The organism is Luedemannella helvata, from assembly GCF_039528415.1.
Lineage (GTDB): Bacteria > Actinomycetota > Actinomycetes > Mycobacteriales > Micromonosporaceae > Luedemannella > Luedemannella helvata.
Genome location: NZ_BAAALS010000015.1, coordinates 22,505 through 47,908 on the forward strand (window position 1 = coordinate 22,505; position 25,404 = coordinate 47,908).

The 25,404-nt window shown below is 72.5% G+C and carries 22 protein-coding genes; 16 read left to right on the forward strand and 6 right to left on the reverse strand.

The features are described 5' to 3' along the window. Positions 1-74: 74 nt before the first annotated feature. From hisI to ABD191_RS16295, 8 genes are all read left to right on the forward strand, one after another. Positions 75-506 (forward strand): phosphoribosyl-AMP cyclohydrolase, encoded by a 432-nt coding sequence (hisI, locus tag ABD191_RS16260; protein ID WP_425560731.1) that lies wholly within the window; start codon positions 75-77, stop codon positions 504-506. After that, positions 503-2,032, forward strand: a complete 1,530-nt coding sequence (locus ABD191_RS16265; protein ID WP_344082416.1) for an anthranilate synthase component I — start codon at positions 503-505, stop codon at positions 2,030-2,032. Before hisI ends, ABD191_RS16265 begins: the two co-directional genes overlap by 4 nt. Next, positions 2,029-2,655: a Trp biosynthesis-associated membrane protein gene (locus ABD191_RS16270; protein WP_344082418.1), complete on the forward strand. Its 627-nt coding sequence runs from the start codon at positions 2,029-2,031 to the stop codon at positions 2,653-2,655. The genes ABD191_RS16265 and ABD191_RS16270 overlap by 4 nt, the downstream gene beginning before the upstream one ends. A gap of 182 nt (positions 2,656-2,837) precedes the next feature. Further along, the gene (trpC, locus tag ABD191_RS16275; RefSeq protein WP_344082662.1) at positions 2,838-3,641 is read left to right on the forward strand and encodes an indole-3-glycerol phosphate synthase TrpC; all 804 of its coding nucleotides are present in this window, start codon (positions 2,838-2,840) and stop codon (positions 3,639-3,641) included. Continuing rightward, positions 3,638-4,843: a tryptophan synthase subunit beta gene (gene trpB, locus ABD191_RS16280; RefSeq protein ID WP_344082420.1), complete on the forward strand. Its 1,206-nt coding sequence runs from the start codon at positions 3,638-3,640 to the stop codon at positions 4,841-4,843. The genes trpC and trpB overlap by 4 nt, the downstream gene beginning before the upstream one ends. A 31-nt stretch (positions 4,844-4,874) precedes the next feature. Then, complete coding sequence (trpA, locus tag ABD191_RS16285) at positions 4,875-5,678, forward strand: tryptophan synthase subunit alpha (RefSeq protein WP_344082422.1); 804 nt, start codon at positions 4,875-4,877, stop codon at positions 5,676-5,678. A 34-nt stretch (positions 5,679-5,712) separates the two neighbouring features. Continuing rightward, on the forward strand, positions 5,713-6,195 hold the full coding sequence (locus ABD191_RS16290; RefSeq protein ID WP_344082424.1) for a cation:proton antiporter regulatory subunit: 483 nt from the start codon (positions 5,713-5,715) through the stop codon (positions 6,193-6,195). Positions 6,196-6,200: 5 nt separating this feature from the next. Next, positions 6,201-7,403, forward strand: coding sequence for a cation:proton antiporter (locus ABD191_RS16295; protein ID WP_344082426.1), 1,203 nt, complete (start codon positions 6,201-6,203; stop codon positions 7,401-7,403). Here the strand turns inward: ABD191_RS16295 and ABD191_RS16300 are convergent. Beyond that, a complete protein-coding gene (locus tag ABD191_RS16300) occupies positions 7,396-7,902 on the reverse strand; it encodes an NUDIX hydrolase (RefSeq protein ID WP_344082428.1) in 507 nt (168 codons plus the stop codon). The two genes, ABD191_RS16295 and ABD191_RS16300, sit on opposite strands and share 8 nt — an antisense overlap. A gap of 105 nt (positions 7,903-8,007) precedes the next feature. Between ABD191_RS16300 and lgt the strand changes: the two genes are divergently transcribed. Beyond that, on the forward strand, positions 8,008-9,120 hold the full coding sequence (gene lgt / locus ABD191_RS16305) for a prolipoprotein diacylglyceryl transferase (RefSeq protein WP_344082430.1): 1,113 nt from the start codon (positions 8,008-8,010) through the stop codon (positions 9,118-9,120). Next, positions 9,120-10,322 (forward strand): FAD-dependent oxidoreductase, encoded by a 1,203-nt coding sequence (locus ABD191_RS16310; RefSeq protein WP_344082432.1) that lies wholly within the window; start codon positions 9,120-9,122, stop codon positions 10,320-10,322. Before lgt ends, ABD191_RS16310 begins: the two co-directional genes overlap by 1 nt. Before the next feature lie 28 nt (positions 10,323-10,350). On the opposite strand, the gene ABD191_RS16315 is transcribed toward ABD191_RS16310, so the two are convergent. Next, positions 10,351-11,004, reverse strand: coding sequence for a GNAT family N-acetyltransferase (locus tag ABD191_RS16315; protein ID WP_344082434.1), 654 nt, complete (start codon positions 11,002-11,004; stop codon positions 10,351-10,353). A 312-nt stretch (positions 11,005-11,316) separates the two neighbouring features. On the opposite strand from ABD191_RS16315, the gene gltB reads away from it, so the two are divergent. The 6 genes from gltB (at position 11,317) to ABD191_RS16345 (ending at position 21,550) form a co-directional block, all read left to right on the forward strand. Further along, complete coding sequence (gene gltB, locus ABD191_RS16320; RefSeq protein ID WP_344082436.1) at positions 11,317-15,951, forward strand: glutamate synthase large subunit; 4,635 nt, start codon at positions 11,317-11,319, stop codon at positions 15,949-15,951. Next, positions 15,944-17,422 (forward strand): glutamate synthase subunit beta, encoded by a 1,479-nt coding sequence (locus ABD191_RS16325; protein ID WP_344082438.1) that lies wholly within the window; start codon positions 15,944-15,946, stop codon positions 17,420-17,422. Before gltB ends, ABD191_RS16325 begins: the two co-directional genes overlap by 8 nt. Before the next feature lie 197 nt (positions 17,423-17,619). Further along, complete coding sequence (gene pyk, locus ABD191_RS16330; protein WP_344082440.1) at positions 17,620-19,044, forward strand: pyruvate kinase; 1,425 nt, start codon at positions 17,620-17,622, stop codon at positions 19,042-19,044. Between the two features lie 65 nt (positions 19,045-19,109). Continuing rightward, complete coding sequence (locus ABD191_RS16335) at positions 19,110-20,033, forward strand: acyl-CoA thioesterase (RefSeq protein WP_344082664.1); 924 nt, start codon at positions 19,110-19,112, stop codon at positions 20,031-20,033. A gap of 90 nt (positions 20,034-20,123) precedes the next feature. Further along, positions 20,124-20,915, forward strand: a complete 792-nt coding sequence (locus ABD191_RS16340; RefSeq protein ID WP_344082442.1) for an N-formylglutamate amidohydrolase — start codon at positions 20,124-20,126, stop codon at positions 20,913-20,915. 179 nt (positions 20,916-21,094) lie between these two features. Next, positions 21,095-21,550 carry an RrF2 family transcriptional regulator gene (locus ABD191_RS16345; RefSeq protein WP_344082444.1) on the forward strand — a complete coding sequence of 152 codons (456 nt, stop codon included), beginning with the start codon at positions 21,095-21,097 and terminating at the stop codon, positions 21,548-21,550. 19 nt (positions 21,551-21,569) lie between these two features. On the opposite strand, the gene ABD191_RS16350 is transcribed toward ABD191_RS16345, so the two are convergent. The 4 genes from ABD191_RS16350 to ABD191_RS16365 are packed head-to-tail and all read right to left on the reverse strand — an operon-like array spanning position 21,570 to position 25,224. Next, positions 21,570-22,550, reverse strand: coding sequence for a sulfate/molybdate ABC transporter ATP-binding protein (locus ABD191_RS16350; protein ID WP_344082445.1), 981 nt, complete (start codon positions 22,548-22,550; stop codon positions 21,570-21,572). Next, positions 22,547-23,350: a sulfate ABC transporter permease gene (locus ABD191_RS16355; RefSeq protein WP_344082447.1), complete on the reverse strand. Its 804-nt coding sequence runs from the start codon at positions 23,348-23,350 to the stop codon at positions 22,547-22,549. Before ABD191_RS16355 ends, ABD191_RS16350 begins: the two co-directional genes overlap by 4 nt. Further along, complete coding sequence (gene cysT, locus ABD191_RS16360) at positions 23,343-24,191, reverse strand: sulfate ABC transporter permease subunit CysT (RefSeq protein ID WP_344082448.1); 849 nt, start codon at positions 24,189-24,191, stop codon at positions 23,343-23,345. Before cysT ends, ABD191_RS16355 begins: the two co-directional genes overlap by 8 nt. 4 nt (positions 24,192-24,195) lie before the next feature. Then, positions 24,196-25,224 carry a sulfate ABC transporter substrate-binding protein gene (locus ABD191_RS16365; protein WP_344082450.1) on the reverse strand — a complete coding sequence of 343 codons (1,029 nt, stop codon included), beginning with the start codon at positions 25,222-25,224 and terminating at the stop codon, positions 24,196-24,198. Positions 25,225-25,404 lie beyond the last annotated feature (180 nt).

Consider the following 25,404-nt stretch of genomic DNA (forward strand, 5'->3'; position numbering starts at 1 on the left):
CGCGCCGTGTACGGCTGGACGCGGCGACGCAGCATCACCGTACCCCTGTCGGGCCACCCTGAGATCCCCCGAAAATGCCACGATGGGACGCGGCTTCGATGCCGCTGGCGGATAGGGAAGAATTGGGTCGCATGACCGCCCTAGATCCTGATCTTGCCGCGCGGCTGAAGCGGGACCCGGCGGGCCTCCTGCCGGCCGTGGTCCAGCAGTACGACAGCGGTGAGGTGCTCATGCTCGCGTGGATGGACGACGAGGCGCTGCGGCGTACGCTCTCCACACGGCGGGCGACCTACTGGTCACGCAGCCGGGAACAGTACTGGATCAAGGGCGAGACCTCGGGGCACCATCAGTACGTGAAGTCGGTGTCGCTGGACTGCGACGGCGACACGCTGCTCGTCCGGGTGGACCAGGTTGGCCCGGCGTGCCACACGGGCACCCGCACCTGTTTCACGGATGAGCTGCTGGCCGAGAAGGCCGAATACGCGGAGAAAGAGGACGAACTGTGACCACCGGCGTCGTCACACCCGACGAGTCCACCTTCCGCGAGCTGGCCCGCGCCCATCGCGTGGTGCCGGTGACCCGCCGGCTGCTGGCCGACGGGGAGACCCCGGTGGGCGTCTACCGCAAGTTGGCCGGGGGCCCCGGCACGTTCCTGCTGGAGTCGGCCGAGCACGGCTCAGCCTCAGGCGGCACGGCCTGGTCGCGGTACTCGTTCGTGGGCGTGCGCAGCACGGCCACGCTCACGGAGCGCGAGGGCCGGGCGGTCTGGCTGGGCACCCCGCCGGCCGGCGTGCCGACCGACGGCGACCCGGTCGAGGTGTTGCGGGCCACCGTCCGGGCGCTGTCCGGGGAGCTGCCGGATGTGGGGCAGGCGCTGCCGCCGCTCACGGGCGGCCTGGTGGGCTTCCTGTCGTACGACATCGTGCGTCGCTTCGAGCGCCTGCCGGAAATCGCCGAGGACGATCTGGACGTGCCCGAGCTGGGCATGATCCTCGCGACGGACCTGGTGGTGCTGGATCACTTCGAGGGCTCGGCCGTGCTGGTGGCCAACGCGATCCTGCCGGAGGGCGCCGACGACGCCACCGTGAGCGCCGCCTACCACCACGCGATCGGCCGGCTGGACTCGATGACCTCTGCCCTGTCGCGGCCGACCCCGCCGATGGTGTCCACGGTCGATCATCCCGGCATCGGCCGGATCGTCTCCCGTACCCCGGACGGGTTGCACCAGAAGGCGGTGGACTCGGCCAAGGAGGCGATCCGCGACGGCGAATGCTTCCAGATCGTTGTGGCGCAACGCTTCGAGCGGCCCACGGACGCCGATCCGTTGGACGTCTACCGGGTGCTGCGCAGCACGAACCCGTCGCCGTACATGTACTTCCTGCGCTTCGACGGGTTCGACATCGTCGGGTCGTCGCCGGAGGCGCACCTGAAAGTTTCCGGTCGTCGCGCGCTGCTGCACCCGATCGCGGGCACCCGCTGGCGCGGGGCCACCCCGGAGGAGGACTCCCGGCTGGCCGCCGAGCTGCTGGCCGATCCCAAGGAGCGCGCCGAGCACGTCATGCTGGTCGACCTGGGCCGCAACGACCTGGGTCGGGTGTGCAAGCCGGGCACGGTCGAGGTGCCCGAGTTCGCCACGATCGAGCGGTACAGCCACGTCATGCACATCGTGTCCACGGTCGTGGGCGAGCTGCGCGACGAGCACACCGCGTTCGACGCGCTCGTGGCGACGTTCCCGGCCGGCACGCTGAGCGGCGCCCCCAAGGTGCGCGCCATGGAGATCATCGAGGAGCTTGAGCCCACGCGGCGCGGCCTCTACGGCGGCATCGTGGGCTACTTCGGCTTCGGCGGGGACCTGGACACGGCGATCGCCATCCGTACCGCTCTCATGCGTGACGGCGTCGCCTACGTGCAGGCGGGCGGCGGCATCGTGGCCGACTCGGACCCGGCGGCCGAGGAGCAGGAGACGCGCAACAAGGCCGCCGCCGTCCTCGCCGCCCTGGCCGCCGCCGAAACGCTGCGTCCCGCCCGATGAGCGAGCGTCACCAGGCCGGTACGGCACGGCCGCCGCGCGCCGCGACGACCGCGGCGCGGCGGGCGCTCGCGGTGGCGGTCGTGGCGAGCGCGGGCGCCGCGGGCCTCGCGCTGCTGGCCGCCACCCGTACGTGGGCCGTGGAGGTGACGGAACGGGCCGCCCCGCTCCCGCCTGCCTCGGCGGTGCGTACGGGCGCGGCCCTGGCCCCGGTGATCCCGGCATTCGCCCTCGTGGCGCTCGCGGGCGCGGGCGCGCTGCTGGCCACCCGGGCCCTCGGCCGGTCGGTCGTGGCGGCGCTCATGGTCGCCTCCGGCGGCGCGGTCGTGGCGGGCGCGGCCCTGACGATGGCGGACGCGGACGCGGGCCGGCGGTTGTGGCCGGTGCTGTGCCTGGCGGCCGGCGCCGTCATCGTGGCGGTCGGCGCGGTCGCGCTGCGCCAGGGCGGTCAGTGGCCGTCCATGGGTACCCGCTACGAGCGCGCCCCCGCCCCCGTGCCGGACGGTTCACGCGCGGTGAGGAGTACCCAGGAAGGCAGGAGCGACCCCGCGCGGACGCCGGGCCGGCGGTCGACGGGACAGTTCTGGGACGCCATCGACCGGGGTGACGATCCCACCACAGACTGACCTGCGGGGACCGTTTTCGGCGCGCCGCTTATACCGCACGGGCGGGCCGAGGCATTATGCCGCATTCCACAGGGTTAGCAACGGCATACCCCGGACTTGGGTGCGATCTGCGTTACCCCTACCATCGGCCGCATGACGACACCCGGATTGGGGAGCCCGCGGGTGGAGGTGGGCCGGTGAGCGTGCTCGAGGAGATCCTGGCTGGGGTCCGCGAGGACGTGGCGGCCCGTCAGGCGCGGGTACCGCTGGAGGCGCTGAGGGAAACCGCCGCGGCGGCTGTCCCCGCGCTCGACGCCTACGCCGCCCTGCGGTCGCCCGGCGTCGGCGTCATCGCCGAGGTGAAGCGGTCCTCCCCGTCGAAGGGGCAACTGGCGGAAATCCCGGACCCGGCCGAGCTGGCCAAGGAGTACGCCGACGGCGGCGCCCGCTGCGTCAGCGTGCTGACCGAGGGTCGCTGGTTCGGCGGCTCGCTCGATGACCTGGCGGCGGTGCGCGCCGTGGTCAACGTGCCCGTGCTGCGCAAGGACTTCGTGGTCTCCAGTTACCAGGTGCACGAGGCCCGGGCGTACGGGGCCGACCTGGTCCTGCTGATCGTGGCCGCGCTGGAGCAGAACACCCTCGTGGGCCTGCTGGAGCGGGTCGAGTCGCTGGGCATGACCGCGCTGGTCGAGGTGCACACGGAGGCCGAGGCCGACCGGGCCCTCGCGGCCGGCGCCAAGGTCATCGGCGTGAACGCGCGCAACCTGGCGACGCTGGAGGTCGACCGGTCGGTGTTCGAGCGCATCGCGCCCGGCCTGCCGAACAACGTTGTCAAGATCGCCGAGTCCGGCGTGCGCGGTCCGCACGACCTGATCCGGTACGCGGCGGCCGGCGCCGACGCGGTCCTGGTGGGGGAGGGCCTGGTGACCCAGAAGAGCCCGCGTGACGCGGTCGCCGAGCTGGTGACGGCCGGTTCGCACCCGGCGACGCCGAGGCCGGTCCGATGACCGCGCAGGCGTTGCCGGACTTCGCCGGGCACTTCGGCCGCTTCGGCGGTCGGTTCGTGCCCGAGGCGCTCATCGCGGCCCTGGACGAGCTGGAGAAGGTCTACCGCGAGGCGCAGGACGACCCGGCGTTCCACGCGGAGTTCGACCGCCTGCTGCGCGAGTACGCGAACGCGCCGAGCCGGCTCTACGACGCCACCCGGCTGTCCGAGGTCGCCGGGGCGCGCATCCTGCTCAAGCGCGAGGACCTCAACCACACGGGTGCGCACAAGGTCCGCAACGTGCTCGGCCAGGCCCTGCTCGTCAAGCGGATGGGCAAGCCGCGCGTCATCGCCGAGACCGGCGCGGGCCAGCACGGCGTGGCCAGCGCCACGGCCGCGGCCCTGTTCGGGCTGGAGTGCGTGGTCTACATGGGCGAGGAGGACACCCGCCGGCAGGCGCTCAACGTCGCCCGCATGCGGATGCTCGGCGCCACGGTCATCCCGGTGACGAACGGGTCGCGCACCCTCAAGGACGCGCTCAACGAGGCGCTGCGCGACTGGGTCGCCAACGTCGACTCGACCCACTACCTGCTGGGCACGGCCGCCGGCCCGCACCCCTTCCCGATGATCGTGCGGGACCTTGTGAAGGGCATCGGCGAGGAGGCCCGGGCGCAGACCCTCGAGCTGACCGGCAAGCTGCCGGACGCGGTCGTCGCCTGCGTCGGCGGCGGGTCGAACGCGATCGGCATCTTCCACGCCTTCGTGCCGGACACCTCCGTGCGGCTGTACGGGTTCGAGGCGGGCGGCGACGGCGTCGCCACGGGCCGGCACGCCGCGTCGATCACCGGCGGGGCGGTCGGTGTGCTGCACGGCAACCGGACCTTCCTGCTCCAGGACGAGGACGGCCAGACGATCGAGTCCCACTCGATCTCCGCGGGCCTGGACTACCCGGGCGTCGGGCCGGAGCACGCGTGGCTGCACGAGACCGGACGGGCCGTGTACGAGCCGGTCACGGACGCCGAGGCGATGGACGCCTTCCAGCTGTTGTGCCGCACCGAGGGCATCATCCCGGCGATCGAGAGCGCGCACGCGCTCGCTGGCGCGCTGCGGGTGGCCCGCGAGCTGGGCCCGGACGCCACCATCGTGGTGAACCTGTCCGGCCGGGGCGACAAGGACGTGGCGACGGCGGGCGACTACTTCGGACTGTTCGGGGATCAGGCGTGAGTGAGCGCGGCGAGCGAGCCGGGGTGGCGCTGTGAGTGTGTCGATAGCTTTTGAGAAGGCCCGGGCCGAGGGTCGGGCCGCGCTGGTGGGCTGCATGCCGGCCGGCTTCCCGACGGTCGACGGCAGCATCGCCGCGATGAAGGCCATGGTCGCCTCCGGGGTCGACGTCATCGAGGTCGAGTTCCCGTACTCCGACCCGGTCATGGACGGCCCCGTTATCCAGCGGGCCAGCGAGATCGCCCTGGCCGGCGGTGTGCGCAGCGCGGACGTCCTGCGCATCGTCGAGGCCGCCGCGCAGGCCGGCGCCCCAGTGATCATGATGACGTACTGGAACCCGATCGAGCGCTACGGCGTCGAGCGGTTCGCCCGCGACTTCGCCGCCGCGGGCGGCGCGGGGCTGGTCACCCCCGACCTCATCCCCGACGAGGCCGGCGAGTGGATCGCCGCCGCGGACGCGCACGGGCTCGACAAGGTCTTCCTCGTCGCCCCGTCGTCGACGGACGCGCGCATCGCCACGACGGCGGCCGCCTGCCGGGGCTTTTGCTACGCCACGGCGGTGATGGGCGTCACCGGCGCCCGCGAGCAGACGTCGGACGCGGCGCCCGCGCTGGTCGCCCGGGTCCGCGCGGCGGACGCCACCATCCCGGTCGGTGTCGGTCTCGGGGTACGCAACGGGGCGCACGCGGCGGCTGTGGGCTCCTACGCCGACGGGGTGATCGTGGGTAGCGCGCTCGTCAACACGCTGCTCGTCGCGCCGGACCTCGACGAGGGACTGACCGCGCTGCGCGAGCTCAGCGCGGACCTCGCGGCCGGGGTACGCGCGGTACAGCGTTGAGCGTGACCGTTTCGAGATCCGTTAGGATCGCGCGGTGAACGTGAATGTAACGCCGCTTCCCGGCATCGGGGTGCAGCAGGACTTCGCGACGCGGGACGGTCGGCGCCTGGGCGTCATCACGCATCGCGACGGCCACGCTGAGCTGCTCGTGTTCCGCCGGGACGATCCCGACGCGGTCATCGCGGCCGTGCCCCTGACGGCCGCCGAGTCCGGCACGCTGGCCAGCCTGCTGGGGGCGCCCCACCTCGTGGAGCACATCGCGGCCCAGAACCGCGACGTCACCGGCATCGAGACCCATCAGCTCGCGGTCGTGCCCGGGTCGCCGTTCGACGGGCACACGCTGGGTGACACGGCGCTGCGCACCCGGACGGGTGCGTCGATCGTCGCGATCCTGCGCGGTGGCGTTGTCCATCCCTCACCCCGCCCCGACTTCGGCCTGACCGCCGGAGATCTGATCGTCGTTGTCGGCACGACCGACGGTCTCGCCGAGGCGGCCCGCATCATCGACCACGGCTGACCGGCATGGGTGACGGCCACAACACCGCCACCGCCCTTATCGAGCTGGGCGCCGTCCTCTTCGGACTGGGCGTCCTCGGCCGCCTGGCGTGGCGTATCGGGGTCTCACCGATCCCCCTCTACCTGCTCGGCGGCCTGGCCTTCGGCTCCGGGGGGATCGTCCCGCTGCATGGCATCGGCGAGTTCGCCGGCCTTGCCGCCGAGATCGGCGTGGTGCTGCTCCTGCTGCTGCTGGGCCTGGAGTACACGGCCGACGAACTCCTCACCGGCATGCGCCGCTCCTGGCTCGCCGGCATCGTCGATATCGTGCTCAACGCGGCGCCCGGCGCGATCGTCGCGGTGATCCTCGGCTGGGGCCCGATCGGGGCGCTCGCCATGGCCGGCGTGACCTACATCTCCTCGTCCGGCATCGTGGCGAAGGTTCTCGGCGACCTCGGCCGGCTGGGCAACCGCGAGACGCCGGTCATCTTGTCCATCCTCGTCTTCGAGGACCTGGCGATGGCGTTCTACCTGCCGATCCTCACGGCCGTCCTGGCCGGGGTGGGCTTCCTCGGCGGCCTCAAGGCGCTCGGCATCGCGCTCGTGACGATCACGGTGGTGCTGGTGGTGGCCCTGCGCTACGGCCGCGCCGTGTCGGCCGTCGTGGACGCCCGCGAACCCGAGGTCTTCCTGCTGCGCGTGCTCGGCGCGGCGCTGCTCGTCGCCGGCGTCGCCTCGGCGCTGCAGGTCTCGGCGGCCGTCGGCGCCTTCCTGCTCGGCATCGCGATCTCCGGCTCCACCGCGGAGAACGCCACGAAGCTGCTGGAGCCGCTGCGCGACCTGTTCGCGGCCGTGTTCTTCGTGCTGTTCGGCCTCAACACGGACCCGTCGACGATCCCACCCGTGCTCGGCGCGGCCGTGCTGCTCGCGATCGTCACCACGGCCACCAAGGTGCTCACCGGCTGGTGGGCGGCGCGGCGGCAGGGCGTGGCGCGGCTGGGCCGGCTGCGGGCCGGCGCGGCGCTCGTGGCGCGCGGCGAGTTCTCCATCGTCATTGCGGGCCTCGCGGTTACGTCGGGCGCGGTCACGGGCGAGCTGGCCGCGCTCGCCACGGCGTACGTGCTGCTCATGGCCATCGCGGGCCCGGTGGCGGCCCGCGTCGTCGAGCCGGCGGTGATGTGGTGGCGCCGCCGTCGGGAGCCCACGGAGCCGGCCGGGCAGGTCAGCTGACGGAGATCACCGGCGGCTGCTGGGTCGGGATGGCGGTCTCGTCGTCGGGCAGGTCCGGGTCGACGTCGCGCAGGACCTCGCGCACGACACCCGAGCGGCCGGCCAGCGCGTCGGCGATGGCCGCCCGCGTGGTCGCCGTGACCGGCTCCGGCAGGTGGGCCGGGTCGTGCCAGGCCAGCCGGCTGATCCGGCCGGGCGCGTTGACGGCCACGTCCGCGGCGGCGAGCCGGCCCCGGAACACGTGCACCAGCACGTCCGGGAGGTCGGTGCCGCAGCCGTCGCCGGTGAGCTGGTAGAGGCCGACCAGGTCGACGATCTCCGTCTCCGTCCCGGTGTCGGTGCGCACGTCCCGCACGACCGCGTGCGCCGGGCTCTCGCCCGGGCGGACGCCGCCGCCGGGCAGCCCCCACAGCTGGTGGCCCTGCCGTTGCTGGCAGAGCAGCACGCGGCCCGCCGTGTCCGTGATGACCGCCGCGACGGTCGAGGTGAGAAGTGTCATGCCATAAAAGCCTAGAACGGGACAGACCGGGCGCCTAAGGGGCGCGACGGCCAGATGTCCGCACGGTCTGTGGCCGCAACCGCCGACGCGGTAGCGTGTGCACCCGTGACCACGGCCGCGACGATCCTCGCCGACTTCCCCAGCCCGACCGAAGGTGCCTGGCACCTCGGCCCCATTCCCATCCGGGCGTACGCCATGTGCATCCTGCTCGGGATCGTGGCCGCCTGCCTCATCACCGAGGTGCGCCTGCGCCGCCGCGGCGCCCCCAAGTGGTTGACGCTCGACATCTCCCTGTACGCCGTGCCGGCCGGCATCATCGGGGCGCGCATCTACCACCTCATCACCTCGCCCGACGACTACTTCGGTGCCGACGGCGACCCCATGCGGGCCTTCAGGATCTGGGAGGGCGGCCTCGGCATCTGGGGCGCGGTCGCGGGCGGCGCGCTGGGCGCCTGGTACGCCTGCCGGCGGGTCAACCTGCCGCTCACCGTGTTCGCGGACGCGCTCGCGCCCGGACTGCCTGTCGCCCAGGCCATCGGCCGGGTGGGCAACTGGTTCAACAACGAGCTCTACGGCGGCCACACCGACCTGCCGTGGGGCCTCAAGGTCTACGAGTACGACCTGAGCGCCGGCCGCGCGGTCGTCGACCCGGCCACGGGCGAGCCCGTGCTGGTGTCCGGTGGCCCGTTCCACCCGACGTTCCTGTACGAGGCGGGGTGGAACCTCGGCGTCGCGCTGCTCGTCTGGCTCGTCGATCGTCGCTGGAAGCTGGGCCGGGGGCGCGCGTTCGCGCTCTATGTCATGGGGTACACGGCGGGCCGCTTCTGGATCGAGGCGCTGCGCACGGACACCGCGCACGAGTTCTTCGGAATGCGGGTCAACAACTGGGTGTCCATCGCGGTGTTCCTCGGCGCGCTCGCGTACTTCGTGCTCGTCCGCGGCCCGCAGGAGCACATCTCGGTCGCCGAGGACGGCTCGCTGAGCCTGGTCACCGCCGACGGTACGCCGATCGACTGGCGCAACCGCCGCGGGCGCGACACCGGCGTCGGGTCGACGGGCCCGGCCCAGGCGGGCCCGGACGCGGAGACCCCGGACGAGCAGGCACCGGACGGGCAGGCACCAGACGCGGCGGACGCGCCACCGGTCGAACCGGCGTCGGGCGACGCGCCGGAGGCCGAGCGCATCGACCCGGCGGAGAAGCCGGGGAACCAGGGCTGATGCGTACCGCGGTGGTGGTCGGCGCGGGCGTCGGCGGCCTCGCGGTCGCGGGCGCCCTGTCCCGGTCGGACTGGCAGGTCACCCTGCTGGAGCGCGACACCCGGCTGCGCGGCGGCGGGGCGGCGCTGCTGATCTGGCCCAACGGCGTCGCCGCGTTGCGCGCTCTCGGGCTGGGCCGGGGTCTGGACGCCATCGCGTTCCCGACCACCGCCTCCGGCATCCGCCGCCCGGACGGGCGGTGGCTGGTCGAGGCGCAGGCCGCGACCGGCCCGGCCGACCAGCCCGTGGTCGTGCACACCGACGACCTGCACGACACCCTGATGGCGGGGCTGGGCGACAGGCTCGAGATCCGTACGGGCACGGAAGTCACCGGCATCCGTACCGCCCCGGCCGACCGCCCGGCCATCACCACCGGCCGGTACACGTTCGAGGCCGACCTCGTCGTCGCGGCCGACGGCGCCGACTCGCTGCTGCGCCGCCGCGCCGTGCCGGGCGCGAGCCTCGTGCCCGCCGGCTTCACCACCTGGCGGGCCGTCATCCCGTGGTTCCGCGCCCCCAAGCTGCCCGACACCGTGCCGCCGGCCGGCGAGATGCTGGGCACCGGCCGCCGCTTCCTGCACGCGACGCTCGGCGAACGCGGCTCCGCCGGCGGGTCGTCGCGCGGCGGCATCTACTGGGCGGCCACCGCGCCCGGCGCCGCGCGACCTGAGTCGTCCGCCACCCAGCTCAGCCTGTTGCGTCGCTGGTTCGCCGACTGGCAGTCGCCGGTCCGCGAGCTGCTCGCCGCCACCGAGCCCGAGGACCTGGTGCAGCGGTCGGGCCAGGTGCTGCGACCGCTGCCGCCCCGCTTCGACAAGGCGGTGGGCGGCGGGGGAATCGCGCTGCTGGGCGATGCCGCCCATGTGGCCACGTCGAACCTCACCCAGGGCGCCTGCCTCGCCTTCGAGGACGCCGCCACGCTGCAGGCGCTCGTGGCCGGCGCGCGGCCGGGCCCGGAACTGGTCGCCGCACTGGAGGCCTTCACCCGGGTACGCCGGCCGCGCGTCGCCCGGGTGGCCCGGTCGTCGCACCGGCTGGGCCGGGTGATGCAGGCGCAGGGCAGGTTGACCATCCGCGCCCGCGACGCGGCGCTCGGCGCCCTGGCCCCCCGCCTGCTCGGCCGGGCGCGCGACACGGCGGCCGACTGGCAACCCCCGTCCTGATGGTGCGGGCGCGCCGGGTCGCGCGTACTCAGGAAGGGTTCTCGGCGATGCAGGCGGTGCCGATGCGGACGAAGCCGCTGCGCTCGTAGACCCGGGCCACGGCGTCGCTTTCCGCCGACAGGAACACCAGGTCGCAGCCCTGTTCCTGGGCGTAGCGGGCGAGCAGGTCCGTGACCGCCGCGCCCAGGCCGCGGCGGCGGGCGCTCGGCAGCGTGGCGACACCGACGACCTCGGCGCCCGTGGGGGCGACCTGAATGGCGCCGGTGGCGACGATGCCCTCGGCGGTCTCGGCGACCGCGTGCTGGAAGGAGCCCGCGCGGGCGGCGTCGCGGAAGTAGGCGAGCCGGGCGTCCGGCGTGGGGGTCGCGGCCGCGTCGCGCTCGGCGGGACCGATGGGGCCGGTCGCCGTCCCGAGGTTGGCGAAGCCCAGGTCGGCGACGGCGGACCGGGTGGCGAAATCACGCGCGAAGTCGGGATCGTCCGGGTCGAGGAGGCGGACGCGGGCGCCGCCGGGAGCCGGGGGAGCGGCCGGCGCCATGCGCACCATGAGCGGTGCGAGCCGGACGTCGAGGCCGCTGGCGCGGACGGCGTCGAGGAGCGCGGGGGTGGTCTCGTGAACCCACTCGAACGCCTCCGGGACGCCGAGTTCGCGCTGCCGCGCGCGGACGGCATCGACCGTCATGACATCAACGTCCGTCCCTCCGATGCGGGGGCGGGCATAATGGGGCCAACCGCTACGACCTATCCCAAAGATTTCGAAGGCTCCGAGGGACTCCACGGGGGCTCCTCCGGTGCGGGGGAACTGGTCGTAGGCTTGTTCGATCGCGGGCAGCATCGCGGGGGAGGGCGTCACGGCCCTGTACCTTAACGCCCACTAGGTGGGACGCCAAGCTCGTTGTTGATCTGGGCCGTAACGGCGGTCGCGTACACTGCACAGACGGGTACTCGGGCCGACGTCGTCCCACCACGCACTGCGATGACGTCTGGAGGCACCATGACCGCACCGCCGGCCCAGGGCTTGTACGACCCCGCCCATGAGCGGGATGCGTGCGGCGTTGCGTTCGTGGCCGACGTTGCCGGACGGCGTTCCCACGGTGTCGTTCAGAAGGGCCTGGGGGCCCTCGTTCGGCTGGACCACCGGGGCGCCCGTGGCGCCGAGCCGAACACCGGCGACGGCGCCGGCATCATGATCCAGGTCCCGGACGCGTTCGTGCGTTCCGTCGTCGACTTCGAGCTGCCCCCCGCCGGCTTCTACGCGACCGGGCTCGCGTTCCTGCCGCTGGACGAGGCCGAGGCGGCCCGCGCCGCCATGATCGTCGAGAAGTACGCCGTGGTCGAGGGTGCGGAGGTGCTCGGCTGGCGCGACGTCCCCACGGACGCCAGCGACCTGGGCGAGTCGGCCCTGGCCGCCATGCCCCGGGTGCGCCAGCTCTTCCTGGCGGCCCGCCGGCTCACCGGCGGCCCCGCCGGCCCGGCCGGCGAGGCGCTGCACGGTATCGAGCTCGAGCGGGTCATGTTCTGCGTGCGCAAGCAGGTGGAGCGGGAGACCCGCGAGCGCGGCGTCGAGGTGCACTTCCCGTCGCTGTCCGGCCGCACGATGGTCTACAAGGGCATGCTCACCCCGGACCAGCTGCCGGCGTTCTTCCCCGATCTGCTCGACGAGCGGGTGGACAGCGCGATCGCGCTGGTGCACTCCCGCTTCTCGACCAACACGTTCCCGTCGTGGCCCCGGGCGCATCCCAACCGGTTCATGGCCCACAACGGTGAGATCAACACCATCCGGGGCAACAAGAACTGGATGGCCGCCCGCGAGGCGCTGCTGCGCAGCGACCTGATCCCCGGCGACCTGCGCCGTGTGTTCCCGATCTGCTCGCCGGACGCCTCCGACTCGGCCAACCTCGACGAGGTGCTCGAGCTGCTGCACCTTGCCGGGCGCAGCCTGCCCCACGCCGTGCTCATGATGATCCCGGAGGCGTGGGAGAACGACACCGCGATGGACGCGGACCGTCGGTCGTTCTACCAGTTCCACGCCTCCCTCATGGAGCCGTGGGACGGGCCGGCCAGTGTCGTGTTCTCCGACGGCACGCTCGTCGGCGCGGTGCTCGACCGCAACGGCCTGCGGCCGGGCCGCTGGTGGCGCACCAGCGACGGCCTGGTCGTGCTCGCGAGCGAGGCGGGCGTGCTCGACATCGACCCCGCCACGGTGGCGCAGAAGGGTCGCCTGCAGCCGGGCCGGATGTTCCTGGTGGACACCGCCGCCGGGCGCATCATCGAGGACGACGAGATCAAGAAGGAGCTGGCCGCCGCCCAGCCCTACGACGACTGGCTGTCGGCCGGCCTCATGCACCTCGACGACCTGCCGGCGCGCGAGCACATCGTCTACACCCACGACTCCGTGCAGCGCCGCCAGCAGACGTTCGGGTACACCGAGGAGGAGTTGAAGATCCTCATCGGGCCGATGGCGCGCGCCGGCATCGAACCGATCGGCTCGATGGGCACGGACACCCCGATCGCCCCGCTGAGCAAGCGCCCGCGGCTGCTCTACGACTACTTCGCCCAGCTGTTCGCGCAGGTCACGAATCCGCCGCTGGACGCGATCCGCGAGGAGCTGGTCACGAGCGTGTCGGCGACGATCGGGCCGGAGAGCAACCTGCTCGACCCGGGCCCGGCCAGCTGCCGCCAGATCGTGCTGCCGTTCCCGGTCATCGACAACGACGAGCTGGCGAAGATCTACTCGATCGACGACGACGGGGACATGCCGGGCTTCCGCACGGTGCGCGTCTCCGGGCTGTACCGCGTGCGCGACGGCGCGGCCGGTCTCAAGGCGCGGCTGACCGAGATCTGCCGGCACGTGTCCGAGGCGATCGAGGACGGCGTGCGCATCCTCGTGCTGTCCGACCGCGACTCGACCGCGGACCTCGCGCCGATCCCGTCGCTGCTGCTCACGGCGGCCGTCCACCAGCACCTCATCCGCGAGCAGACCCGCACGCAGGTGGCCCTGGTCGTGGAGTCGGGCGACTGCCGCGAGGTGCACCATGTGGCGGTGCTGCTGGGCTTCGGCGCGGCCGCGGTGAACCCGTACCTGGCCTTCGAGAGCGTCGAGGACCTGATCGCCACCGGCGCGCTCACGGGCGTCACGCCCGAGAAAGCGGTGCGCAACTACGTCAAGGCGCTGGGCAAGGGCGTCCAGAAGATCATGTCGAAGATGGGCATCTCGACGGTGTCGTCGTACACCGGTGCGCAGGTCTTCGAGGCGGTCGGCCTGGAGCAGAAGCTCGTCGACCGGTACTTCGCGGGCACGAGCACCACCATCGGCGGCATCGGGCTCACCGAGATCGCGGCCGAGGTCGCCGCGCGGCACGCCACGGCCTACCCGGCCAACGAGGCCGAGCGTGCCCACCGGCGCCTGGAGGTCGGCGGCGAGTACCAGTGGCGCCGCGAGGGCGAACAGCACCTGTTCAACCCGGAGACGGTGTTCCTGCTGCAACACGCCACCCGGGCCCGCCGCTACGACGTGTTCCAGCAGTACACGGCCGCGGTGGACAAGGCCTCGGCCGACTCCGGCTACCTGCGGGGACTCTTCGAACTCAAAATCGGGGTACGCGAGCCCGTGCCGCTGTCCGAGGTGGAGCCCGCCAGCGAGATCGTCAAGCGGTTCGCCACGGGCGCCATGTCGTACGGCTCGATCTCGGCGGAGGCGCACGAGACCCTGGCCATCGCCATGAACCGCCTGGGCGGCAAGTCCAACACGGGCGAGGGCGGCGAGGACGTCGAGCGCCTCTACGACCCGCAGCGGCGTTCGGCCGTCAAGCAGGTCGCCAGCGGCCGGTTCGGCGTCACGACGGAATACCTGGTCAACGCCGACGACATCCAGATCAAGATGGCGCAGGGCGCGAAGCCCGGCGAGGGCGGGCAGCTGCCCGGCAACAAGGTGTGGCCCTGGGTCGCCAAGACCCGGCACGCCACGCCGGGTGTCGGCCTCATCTCGCCGCCGCCGCACCACGACATCTACTCCATTGAGGACCTGGCCCAGCTGGTCTACGACCTGAAGAACGTCAACCCGGCGGCGCGCATCCACGTCAAGCTCGTCTCCGAGATCGGCGTGGGCACGGTCGCGAGCGGCGTGGCCAAGACGAAGGCCGACGTCATCCTGATCTCGGGTCACGACGGCGGCACGGGCGCGTCCCCGCTGAACTCGCTCAAGCACGCCGGCACGCCGTGGGAGCTTGGCCTGGCGGAGACGCAGCAGACCCTGCTGCTGCAGCGCCTGCGCGACCGGGTCACCGTGCAGGTCGACGGCCAGCTCAAGACCGGCCGCGACGTCATCATCGCGGCGCTGCTCGGCGCCGAGGAGTTCGGCTTCGCGACCGCGCCGCTGGTCGTGTCCGGCTGCATCATGATGCGCGTCTGTCACCTCGACACGTGTCCGGTCGGCATCGCCACGCAGAACCCGGTGCTGCGCAAGCGGTTCACCGGTACGCCGGAGTTCGTGGAGAACTTCTTCACCTTCCTCGCCGAGGAGGTGCGCGGCTACCTGGCCGCGCTGGGCTTCCGCAGCCTCAACGAGGCGATCGGGCACGCCGAGCTGATCGACACCCGCCCGGCCACGAAGCACTGGAAGGCGCACGGGCTCGACCTGCGGCCGCTGCTGCACGTGCCGGACCTGCCGGAGGGCGCCTCCCGCAGCCGCGTCACCGACCAGGACCACGGCCTGCGGCACGCGTTGGACCGGCAGCTCATCGAGCGGGCGGGCGTGCGGCTGGACCTGCTGTCGGCCGGCGAGCGGATCACGCTGGAGTCCCCGGTACGCAACGACAACCGCAGCGTTGGCGCCATGCTCAGCGGTGAGATCGTGCGGCGGGCGGGCACCAGACTGGCCGATGACGTCTTCCATGTCGAACTGCGCGGCACGGCGGGCCAGTCGTTCGGCGCGTTCGCCGCCAAGGGCCTGACGCTGCGCCTGACGGGCGACGCGAACGACTACGTGGGCAAGGGCCTGTCCGGCGGACGGGTGATCGTGCGACCGGACGAGAACGCGCCGTTCGCCGCCGAGGAGCAGATCATCGCGGGCAACACGATCCTCTACGGCGCCACCGCGGGCGAGCTGTACCTGTCCGGCCAGGTGGGCGAGCGGTTCGCGGTGCGCAACTCGGGCGCCGTCGCGGTCGTCGAGGGCGTGGGCGACCACGGCTGCGAGTACATGACGGGCGGCACGGTGGTCGTGCTCGGCCGTACCGGACGCAACTTCGCGGCCGGCATGTCGGGCGGCACCGCGTTCGTGTGGCAGCTCGACCCGTCGCGGGTCAATACCGAGCTGGTCGACCTGAGCCCGGTCAGCCCGGAGGAGGAGCCGGTGCTGCGCCAGCTCGTGGAGCGCCACCACGCCGAGACGGGGTCGGCTGTCGCCGGCCGGCTGCTCGACCGCTGGGGGGCGGCGCTGGGCGAGTTCACCTCCGTGGTGCCGCGCGACTACAAGCGCGCTATCAAGGTCATCCGCGCCGCCGAGGCCGCCGGCCGCGACATCGATGAGTCGATCATGGCGGAGCTGGCGGCCGGACCGGTCGCCGCACCCGCGCCGGCCGAGGTGGTGCCCCCACGCCAGGCCAGGACGGAGGTGGCGAGTGCCTGACCCGAACGGTTTCCTGCGCTACGACCGGCGGCTGCCGGCGCGGCGCCCGGTGCCCGTGCGCCTGCTGGACTGGCACGAGGTCTACCCCGAGGCGAGCGACGAGCTCATCCGGGAGCAGGCCACCCGTTGCATGGACTGCGGCATCCCGTTCTGCCACCAGGGCTGCCCACTGGGCAACCGGATCCCGGACTGGAACGACCTGGTGCGCACGGACACCTGGGACTTCGCCATCGAGGCGCTGCACGCCACGAACAACTTCCCGGAGTTCACCGGGCGGCTGTGCCCCGCGCCGTGCGAGGCCGCGTGCGTGCTGGGCATCAACGGCGGGCAGCCGGTCACGATCAAGCAGGTCGAGGTTGAGATCATCAACCGGGCGTTCGACCGGGGGACCGTGGTGCCCAACCCGTCGCCGACGCCCTCGGGCCGGCGCGTCGCCGTGGTGGGTTCCGGCCCGGCCGGGTTGGCCGCCGCCCAGCAGCTGGCCCGGGCGGGGCACGAGGTCACCGTGTACGAGCGTGACGACGAGCCCGGCGGCCTGCTGCGCTACGGCATCCCGGACTTCAAGCTGGAGAAGCACCACATCGACCGGCGGCTGGACCAGCTGCGCGCGGAGGGGGTGCGGTTCGTCACCAGCTGCCACGTCGGCGTCGACGTCACCGCCGAGCAGCTGCGGGCCGAGTACGACGCGGTGGTGCTCGCGGCGGGCGCGCTCGCCGGCCGGGACACCCCGCAGACGCCGGGTCGGGCGCTCAGGGGGGTGCACCTGGCGATGGAGCACCTGGTGCCCGCCAACCGGGTGGTGGCCGGCAAGCAGGACAGGGCCGAGATCGACGCGGCCGGCCGGCACGTGATCATCATCGGGGGCGGTGACACGGCGGCGGACTGCCTCGGCGTGGCGCACCGGCAGGGCGCGGCGAGCGTGACGCAGCTCGACATCTACCCGCTGCCGCCCGAGCAGCGCGACGAGTCGCGCGACCCGTGGCCGACCTGGCCGACGATCCTGCGCAACTACCCGGCCCACGAGGAGGGCGGCGAGCGTGCCTTCGCGGTCGCGGTCCAGGAGTTCGTCGGCGACGCCGACGGCAACGTACGGGCGGTGCGCATCGCCGAGGTGACCGTCACCCGCAAGAACGGCCAGCGGATCGTCACCCCGGTGCCCGGCACCGAGCGGGAGCTGCCGGCCGACCTGGTGCTGCTCGCCATCGGCTTCGCGGGCACCGAGGAGGGTCCGCTGCTGGAGCAGCTGGGCCTCGTCCGTACCCCGTCCGGCGCGATCGCGTGCGGCCCCGACTGGCAGACGGACGCCCCGGGCGTCTTCGTCGCCGGGGACATGCACCGCGGCGCGTCGCTCGTGGTGTGGGCGATCGCGGAGGGTCGGGCGGCAGCCGCCGCGGTGCACGCGTACCTTGGCGGTGCCGGCGTCCTGCCGGCGCCCGTGCAGCCGGCGGACCGCCCACTCGCGGTTCGCTGAACGGGGTGAGCGACGAGGCTCATCCCGGTTACCACGATGCGGTCGGGGCGTGGACCGGCCCGGGCAACGCGGCCCGGTGCGGCGTACTCTTGTCGGTGGTTCCGCCCGGAAGAAATGTCCGTTAAAAGCTGTTTGCGGAACGTTCACTTTTGATGATGAGGTCGGCTAACCGGCCGACCTGGGAGAGGCTTAGCCTGATGACCGTGACCCGTCGCGCGAAGATTGTCTGTACCCTTGGGCCCGCCGTTGACTCCCCGGAGCGGATCCGCGAGCTTATCGCCGCCGGCATGGACATCGCCCGGCTCAACATGAGCCACGGCGCCCAGGCCGACCACGAGAGCCGGTTCAACCTGGTCCGGGCGGCCGCGGCCGAGGCTGACCGACCGATCGGCATCCTCGCCGACCTGCAGGGTCCCAAGATCCGTCTCGGCAAGTTCGCCGAGGGCCACACGGAGTGGCGCACCGGCGAGACCGTCGTGATCACCAGCGACGACATCCTGGGCACGCACGACCGGGTCTCCTGCACGTACAAGAAACTTCCCTCCGAGGTGCGGGTGGGCGACCGCCTGCTCATCGACGACGGCAAGGTGGCCGTCGAGGTGCTCGGCGTCAGCGGCCCCGACATCAGCTGTGCCGTCGTCGAGGGCGGTCCGGTCTCCGACAGCAAGGGCGTGTCGCTGCCCAACGTCGCGGTGAGCGTGCCGGCGCTGTCCGACAAGGACGCCTCCGACCTGCGCTTCGCGCTGCAACTGGGCGTCGACATGATCGCCCTGTCGTTCGTGCGCTCGGCCGACGACATCAAGCTCGTACACGAGATCATGGACGAGGTCGGCGTGCGGCTGCCGGTCATCGCGAAGATCGAGAAGCCCGAGGCCGTGGCGAAGCTCGAGTCCATCGTGGACGCCTTCGACGCCATCATGGTGGCGCGCGGCGACCTCGGCGTCGAGCTGCCGCTGGAGCAGGTGCCGCTCGTGCAGAAGCGCGCGGTCCAGCTCGGCCGCGAGCAGGCCAAGCCGGTCATCGTCGCCACCCAGATGCTCGACTCGATGATCGAGAACTCGCGCCCCACCCGGGCCGAGGCCTCCGACGTGGCCAACGCGGTGCTCGACGGCGCTGACGCGGTCATGCTCTCCGGCGAGACCAGTGTGGGTGCCCACCCGGTGCAGACGGTCCGCACGATGGCCCGCATCGTCACCACCACGGAGGCCGGCCCGATCGCGGTGCCGCGGCTGCAGCACGACCCCCGCACCCGCGGCGGCGCGATCACCGCGGCCGCCTCGAACATCGCCAAGGCCACCGGCGCGAAGGCCCTGGTCGCCTTCTCCCAGACGGGCGACACGGTGCGCCGCCTCGCCCGCCTGCACTGCGAGCTGCCGCTCATCGCGCTCACCCCGGAGCCGGCGGTGCGCCGCCAGCTCGCGCTCAGCTGGGGCGTGGACGCCTACCTGGTGCCGTTCGTGCAGCACACGGACGACATGTTCCGCCAGGTCGACCAGTCGCTGCTGGGCCTGGGCGTCGCCGAGCCGGGTGACTACGTGGTGATCGTCGCCGGCACGCCCGCCGGCACCCCCGGTTCCACGAACACGCTGCGACTGCACAAGATCGGATCGCTCTCCTCGTGACCTCGACCGACAGTGGGGACCGGCCGACCCTGGCCGGCCCCCACGCGCTCGTCGGCGGGCCCGGGCTGGCCGGTCAGGCGGCGGTCGACGCCCTGGTCGCCCTGCTGGACCTGTCGGAGCTGGGTCCGGACACCTTCCTCGGGGTGAGCCCGCCGGTCGGTCCGCAGCGGGTGTTCGGTGGTCAGGTGGCCAGCCAGGCGCTCGTCGCGGCGGGCCGCACGGTCGACCCGGCCCGCTCGGTCCACTCGTTGCACGGGTACTTCGTGCGTCCCGGTGACCCGACCGAACCCATCACGTACTCCGTTGAACGGGTCCGTGACGGGCGCTCGTTCTCCGTGCGGCGCTCGGTCGCCACCCAGCACGGCAAGACGATCTTCTTCATGTCGGCCTCCTTCCACGTGCCGGAGGACGGGCTGGACCACCAGGCGCCCGCGCCGCGCGTCGTGCCGGGCGCCCCGACCGGCGACAGCGCTGAGCCCGGTGCCCCGGACGACCGGCGCGTACCGCCGCCGGAGGAGCTGCCCACCCTCGCCGAACGGCTCGCTCCCTACCCGGAGCGCGCCCGGGCGCTCGCGCTCCGCGAGATGCCCATCGACGTGCGCTACGACGGCGAGCCCGGCTGGGTACGCCCGGGCAGCCGGCGCGCCGAGCCGCACCAGCGGGTGTGGATGCGCATCGACGGCACGCTGCCGGACGACCCGCTGCTGCACGCGTGCGCCCTGACGTTCGCCTCCGACCTGACGTTGCTCGACTCGGTTCTGTCGGCGCACGGCGAGGTGTGGGGCCCGGGCGGCGTCATCGGCGCGAGCCTCGACCACGCGATGTGGTTCCACCGCCCGTTCCGGGCCGACGACTGGCTGCTCTACGACTGCTGGAGCCCGTCCGCCTCGGACGCGCGCGGGCTGGCCACCGGCCGCCTCTTCACCCGCGACGGCCGCCACGTGGCGAGCGCCGTCCAGGAGGGCCTGCTGCGCCGCGTCGGCGGCTGAGGCCGTCCGCCTTCTGTGCCAGGATCAGCGGGAGGAGCGGTCCCGGTCACGGCAGCCGGGCCGGGCATCAGGCCTTCGAAGGGATGGCGCGTGTCGGAGCTGGTCTTCCGGGTGCACCCGGGGCATCCGACGTCACCCGTGATCCTCCACGTGCCGCACGCGTCCCGTCGGGTCACGCCCGCCGCCCGCGCGAGCATCGTGCTGGATGACGGCGCGCTGGCGGCCGAGCTGGACCAGATGACGGACGCGCATACCGACCTGATCGCCGAGCGCGCCGCGCGGGCCGCCGCCACGGCGCCGTGGCGTCTGGTCAATCTCGCCTCGCGGCTGGTGGTCGATCCGGAGCGGTTCCCCGACCCGGCCGCGGAGGAGATGACGGCGGTCGGTATGGGCGCCGTCTACACGCGGACGTCAGGCGGCGCGGTGCTGCGTGCCGAGGACGCCGAGGTGGCCGAGCGGCTGCTCGCCGCGCACTTCAGGCCGTACGCGCAGGGTATGACCGATCTGGTCAACGACCGGCTCGCCGCCTGCGGCCGCGCGGTGATCATCGATGTCCACTCGTACCCGGCGGCGCGGCTGCCGTACGAGTTGCACGGGCAGGGCCCGCGCCCGCCGATCTGCCTGGGCACCGACGCGGCACACACGCCGGGCTGGCTGGCCGACGCGGCGCGCGACGCGTTCGCGGACCTCGGCGTCGGCTGGAACACGCCGTTCGCGGGCTGCTATGTGCCGCTGGAGCATTACGGCCGCGACGGCCGGGTGGCGGCGGTCATGGTGGAGATCCGCCGAGACACCTACCTGACGGAGCCCGGCGGGCCGCTGACGGGTGGCGCCGACGCGGTGGTCCGGGCGCTGGCCGCCCTGATCGACGCCGCGGGCTGATCGGGGCCGGCGGGCCCCGGAACTGTCGGCGGATCGTCCACAAGGGATGGCGCGGTCACCGCGGCGGCCGTGCGGGCGGGCCGCGCTGCCGCTGGCCCGGCCGGCTGTCGGGGCCACGACCGGCATGAACGGGTGGACCGCGTGAGCCGGGCTCAGGCCGGCCGGCGATAATCTTCCGTATGCGCTTGTCAGCCCGGGTCGACTACGCCCTCCGTGCCGTCTGTGAGCTCGCGTCCGCCGGGGACGGCGCCGGGCCGGTGACGTCGGAGCGGCTGGCCACGGCGCAGAGCATCCCGCCCAAGTTCCTGGAGAGCATCCTGTTGCAGCTGCGCCGGGGCGGCGTGGTCAACGCCCAGCGCGGCCCGGAGGGCGGCTACTGGCTGGCCCGGGCGGCGAACGAGATCTCGCTGGCGGACATCATCCGGATCATCGACGGCCCCCTCGCGAACGTGCGCGGGCAGCGCCCCGAGGAGCTGGGCTACAACGGCGCGGCCAGGGCGCTGCAGGACGTCTGGATCGCGCTGCGCGCCAGCGAGCGCCAGATCCTGGAACTCGTCACGGTCGCCGACGTCGTCTCGGGCGAGCTGCCCGAGCGGGTACGCGACCTGGTCGCCGACCCCGCCGCCTGGGTGTAGCGGCGGGGCCGGCGGTCGGTCACGCGGCGGTCGCGAGGCGGCCGGCGGTCGCTGTGCTGATGCCCGCCGGGATCCGGACGTGCACGGTGTCGCCCATCCCGACGCCGAGGGGGACGAACTGGGCCCGCGTCAGCGAAACGAGGATCACCTGGTCGTCCGTGGTGACCTCGACCCGGATCTCGAACCCGACGCGGGTGATCCGCGTGATCCGGCCGGTCACCGCGTCGGGCGCCGGGTCGCCGGTGTGCAGCTCCAGATCGTGCGGGCGGACCAGCCGGTCGCCGACCTGGGTGACCGGGCCGAGGAAGCGCATGACGAAGTTGTTGGCCGGCTCGTCGTAGAGCTGGTCCGGGGTGCCGATCTGCTCGATGTGGCCGTCGTTGATCACCACGATCTCGTCGGCGACCTCCAGGGCCTCCTCCTGGTCGTGGGTGACGAAGATGGTCGTGACGTGCACCTCGTCGTGCAGCCGGCGCAGCCAGTCGCGCAGCTCCTTGCGCACCTTCGCGTCGAGCGCGCCGAACGGTTCGTCGAGCAGCAGCACGGTGGGCTCCACCGCGAGCGCGCGGGCCAGGGCCATGCGCTGGCGCTGGCCGCCGGACAGCTGCGCGGGCAGCCGGTCGGCGAACTGCTCCAGGTGCACCAGGGCCAGCAGCTCGTTCACCCGGTCGCGGACCTCGTCCTTGGGTCGCTTGCGGATCTCCAGGCCGAACGCCACGTTGCGCCGCACGCTCATGTGCTTGAACGCGGCGTAGTGCTGGAAGACGAAGCCGACGTTGCGCTTCTGCGGTGACAGGTGGGTGGCGTCGACGCCCTCGATCTCCACCTTGCCGCTGTCGGCGCTCTCCAGGCCCGCGATGATGCGCAGCAGGGTGGACTTGCCGCCACCGGACGGGCCGAGCAGCGCCGTGAGCCGGCCGGAGGGGATCGACAGGGATACGTCGTCCAGCGCGACGAAGCTGCCGAAGCGCTTCGTGACGTTCGCTATCTCGATGCTCAACGGTCTTCCTTCGGGCGAATGACGGACACGACGATGACGCTGGCCACGGCCACCAGGGTGAGCAGGAACGCGATGGCGTAGGCGCTGTCGGTGTTGAAGTTCTGGTAGAGCTCCTCGACAGCCAGGGTGGCGGTGCGGGTCTCGCCGAGCACGTTGCCGGAGACGACCTTCACGGCGCCGAACTCGCCGAGTGAGCGGGCGAGGCTCAGCACGACACCGTAGACGACGCCCCACTTGATCGCGGGCAGCGTGATGCGCCGGAACGTCTGCAGCGCGTTGGCGCCCAGGCTGCGGGCGGCCTGCTCCTGCTCGTCGCCGATCTCCTCGAGGACGGGTACGACCTCGCGGATGACGAGCGGCAGCGCGACGAAGACGGTCGCCATGACGATGCCCGGCGTGGCGAAGATGATCTGCAGGCCGGCGTTCTCCAGCGTCGGACCGAACCAGCCGGTGCGCCCGCCGTAGACGAGTACGAGGGAGAAGCCCACGACGATGGGGGACACGGACAGGGGCATGTCCAGCAGCGCGCTCAGCAGCCGCTTGCCCGGGAACCGGTAGCGCACCAGCAGCAGCGAGATGCCCACGCCGAACACCGTGTTGATGACGACGGAGATCAGCGCCACCTGGACGGTCAGGCCCAGCGCGTGCGTGAGGTCGGGGTCGTCGAAGATGTGGCGCAGGCTGTCCAGCCCGTCGGCGAACGCGTTCTTGACGACGAGCGTCACGGGCCAGGCGACGAGCAGCACCAGGTACGCCACGATGACCAGCCGCAGCACGTACTTCGTGGGGTTCCTAACCACGGCGCACCATCCTCCGCTGCAGCAGGTCGAGCGTCACGATGACCGTGAGCGAGATGGCCAGCAGCACGGTCGCCACGGCGGCCGCGCTGTCGAGGTTGTCGTTCTCGATGCTGGACAGGATGCGCACCGAGGTCACCTCCGTGCGCATGGGCAGGTTGCCCGACAGCAGCACCAGCGAGCCGTACTCGCCGACCGCGCGGGCGAACGACAGCGCGGCGCCGGCGGCGATGGCCGGGGTGAGGCTCGGCAGGATGATGCGCCGGAAGATGGTGAGCCGGCTCGCACCGAGCGACGCCGCGGCCTCCTCGGCCTCCTTGTCCAGTTCGGCGAGCACCGGCTGCACGGTGCGCACCACGAACGGCAGCGTGACGAAGAGGAACGCGAGGAACACGGACGCCCGGGTGTTGGCCACGTTGATGCCCAGTGGGCTCTTCGGGCCGTACAGCGAGAGCAGTACGAGGCCGGCGATGATGGTCGGCAGGGCGAACGGGATGTCGATGAGCACCTCGAGCGCCCGCTTGCCGAAGAAGCGGTCCCGCACGAGCACCCACGCGATCAGCGTGCCCATGACCACGTTGACGAGCGTCACCAGAAACGCGAAACCGACCGTCAGCTTGATAGCCGCGGCCGTCTGCTCGTTGGTGACCGTATGCCAGAAGTTGGACCAGCCGCCGCCCGCCGACGTGACGACCACGGCGGCGAGCGGAATGAGCACCAGCAGGCTGAACCACAGCATGGCGATGCCGAGACCCAGGCCCGAGGCCCGGGTGAGGGGGAGGCCCGCCCGGGCCGGCCGGCGGTCGCCCGCCGGCCGGTCCGTGGCGACTGTCGTTGCGGACACGACGCTAGTTGGCCTTCCCGGAGGCGGCGATGATCTTGACGATGATGCCGTCCTTCTCGTCGAAGTACTTCTTCGACAGGGCCGACCAGCTCTCGAAGTCGGTGTTCACCGTGAGCAGCTTGGCGGGCTTGGGGAACGGGTTCGCGGCGTCCGGCACGCCGGGGATGCCGGTCGTGTCGACCCCGTCGATGACGGGCCGGAAGCCCTTGAGCGCGAACTGTCGCTGGCCGTCCTTGCTGAGCACGAAGTCCAGCCACTCCTTGGCCTTCGGGTTGGCGTCCTTGAGGATGGCGCCCGGGTTCTCGATGAGCAGCGTGGTGTCCGGGTAGACCCACTCCAGCTCCTGGCCGTTCTGCACCGCCAGGATGGCCTCGTTCTCGTACGCGAGCAGGACGTCACCCGTGCCGCCGAGGAAGCTCGTGGTCGCCTCCCGGCCGCTGCCCGGCAGCGACACGACGTTCGCGAACAGCTTGGTGAGGAAGTCCGAGGCCTGGGCGTCCGTGCCGCCGTTGGCGCTGATGTGACCCCAGGCGGCGAGCGCGTTCCAGCGTGCCGCGCCCGACGAGGCCGGGTTCGGGGTGACGATGCCGATGCCGGGCTTGATCAGGTCGTCCCAGCTCTTGATGCCCTTGGGGTTGCCCTTGCGGACGGCGAACACCACGACCGAGGAGGACACGATCCCCTTGGTCGGGCCGGCGTTCCAGCCGGCGTCGATCAGGCCGGCGTCGACGAGCCGGGTGACGTCGCTGCTGACGGAGAAGTGCACGTAGTCGGCCTTGAGGCCGTTCACGACCGCGCGGCTCTGGTCGCCGGAGGCGCCGTAGGAGGTCTTGAACTTGACGTCCTTGCCGGCGGGGGTCTTGTTCCACTCCGCCGCGATGGCCTTGTTCGCGGCCTCGGGGACGGCGAAGCCGACGATGTTGAGGGTGACGTCCGAGCCCGAGGTGGTCTCGTCGCCGTTACCGCCGCAGGCCGACAGCGCCAGGCCGGCGGCGACCGTGAGCGCGACGATGGCTCTGGTACGGATCTTCATGATGGGATCTGTCCTCCCTGAGGCGTGCGGGGGGCGCACGCCGAGATGTCGTCAAGTCGAGGGATGTGCGCCGGTGCGCTTCGCGGCGGTGCGAGGGCGGCCGACCGGGGATCAGCGGTTGCTGTGTCGTGCCGGTGCGCGGGTCGACGGGCTAGCGGATCCGACCGTCGACCCGCGAGG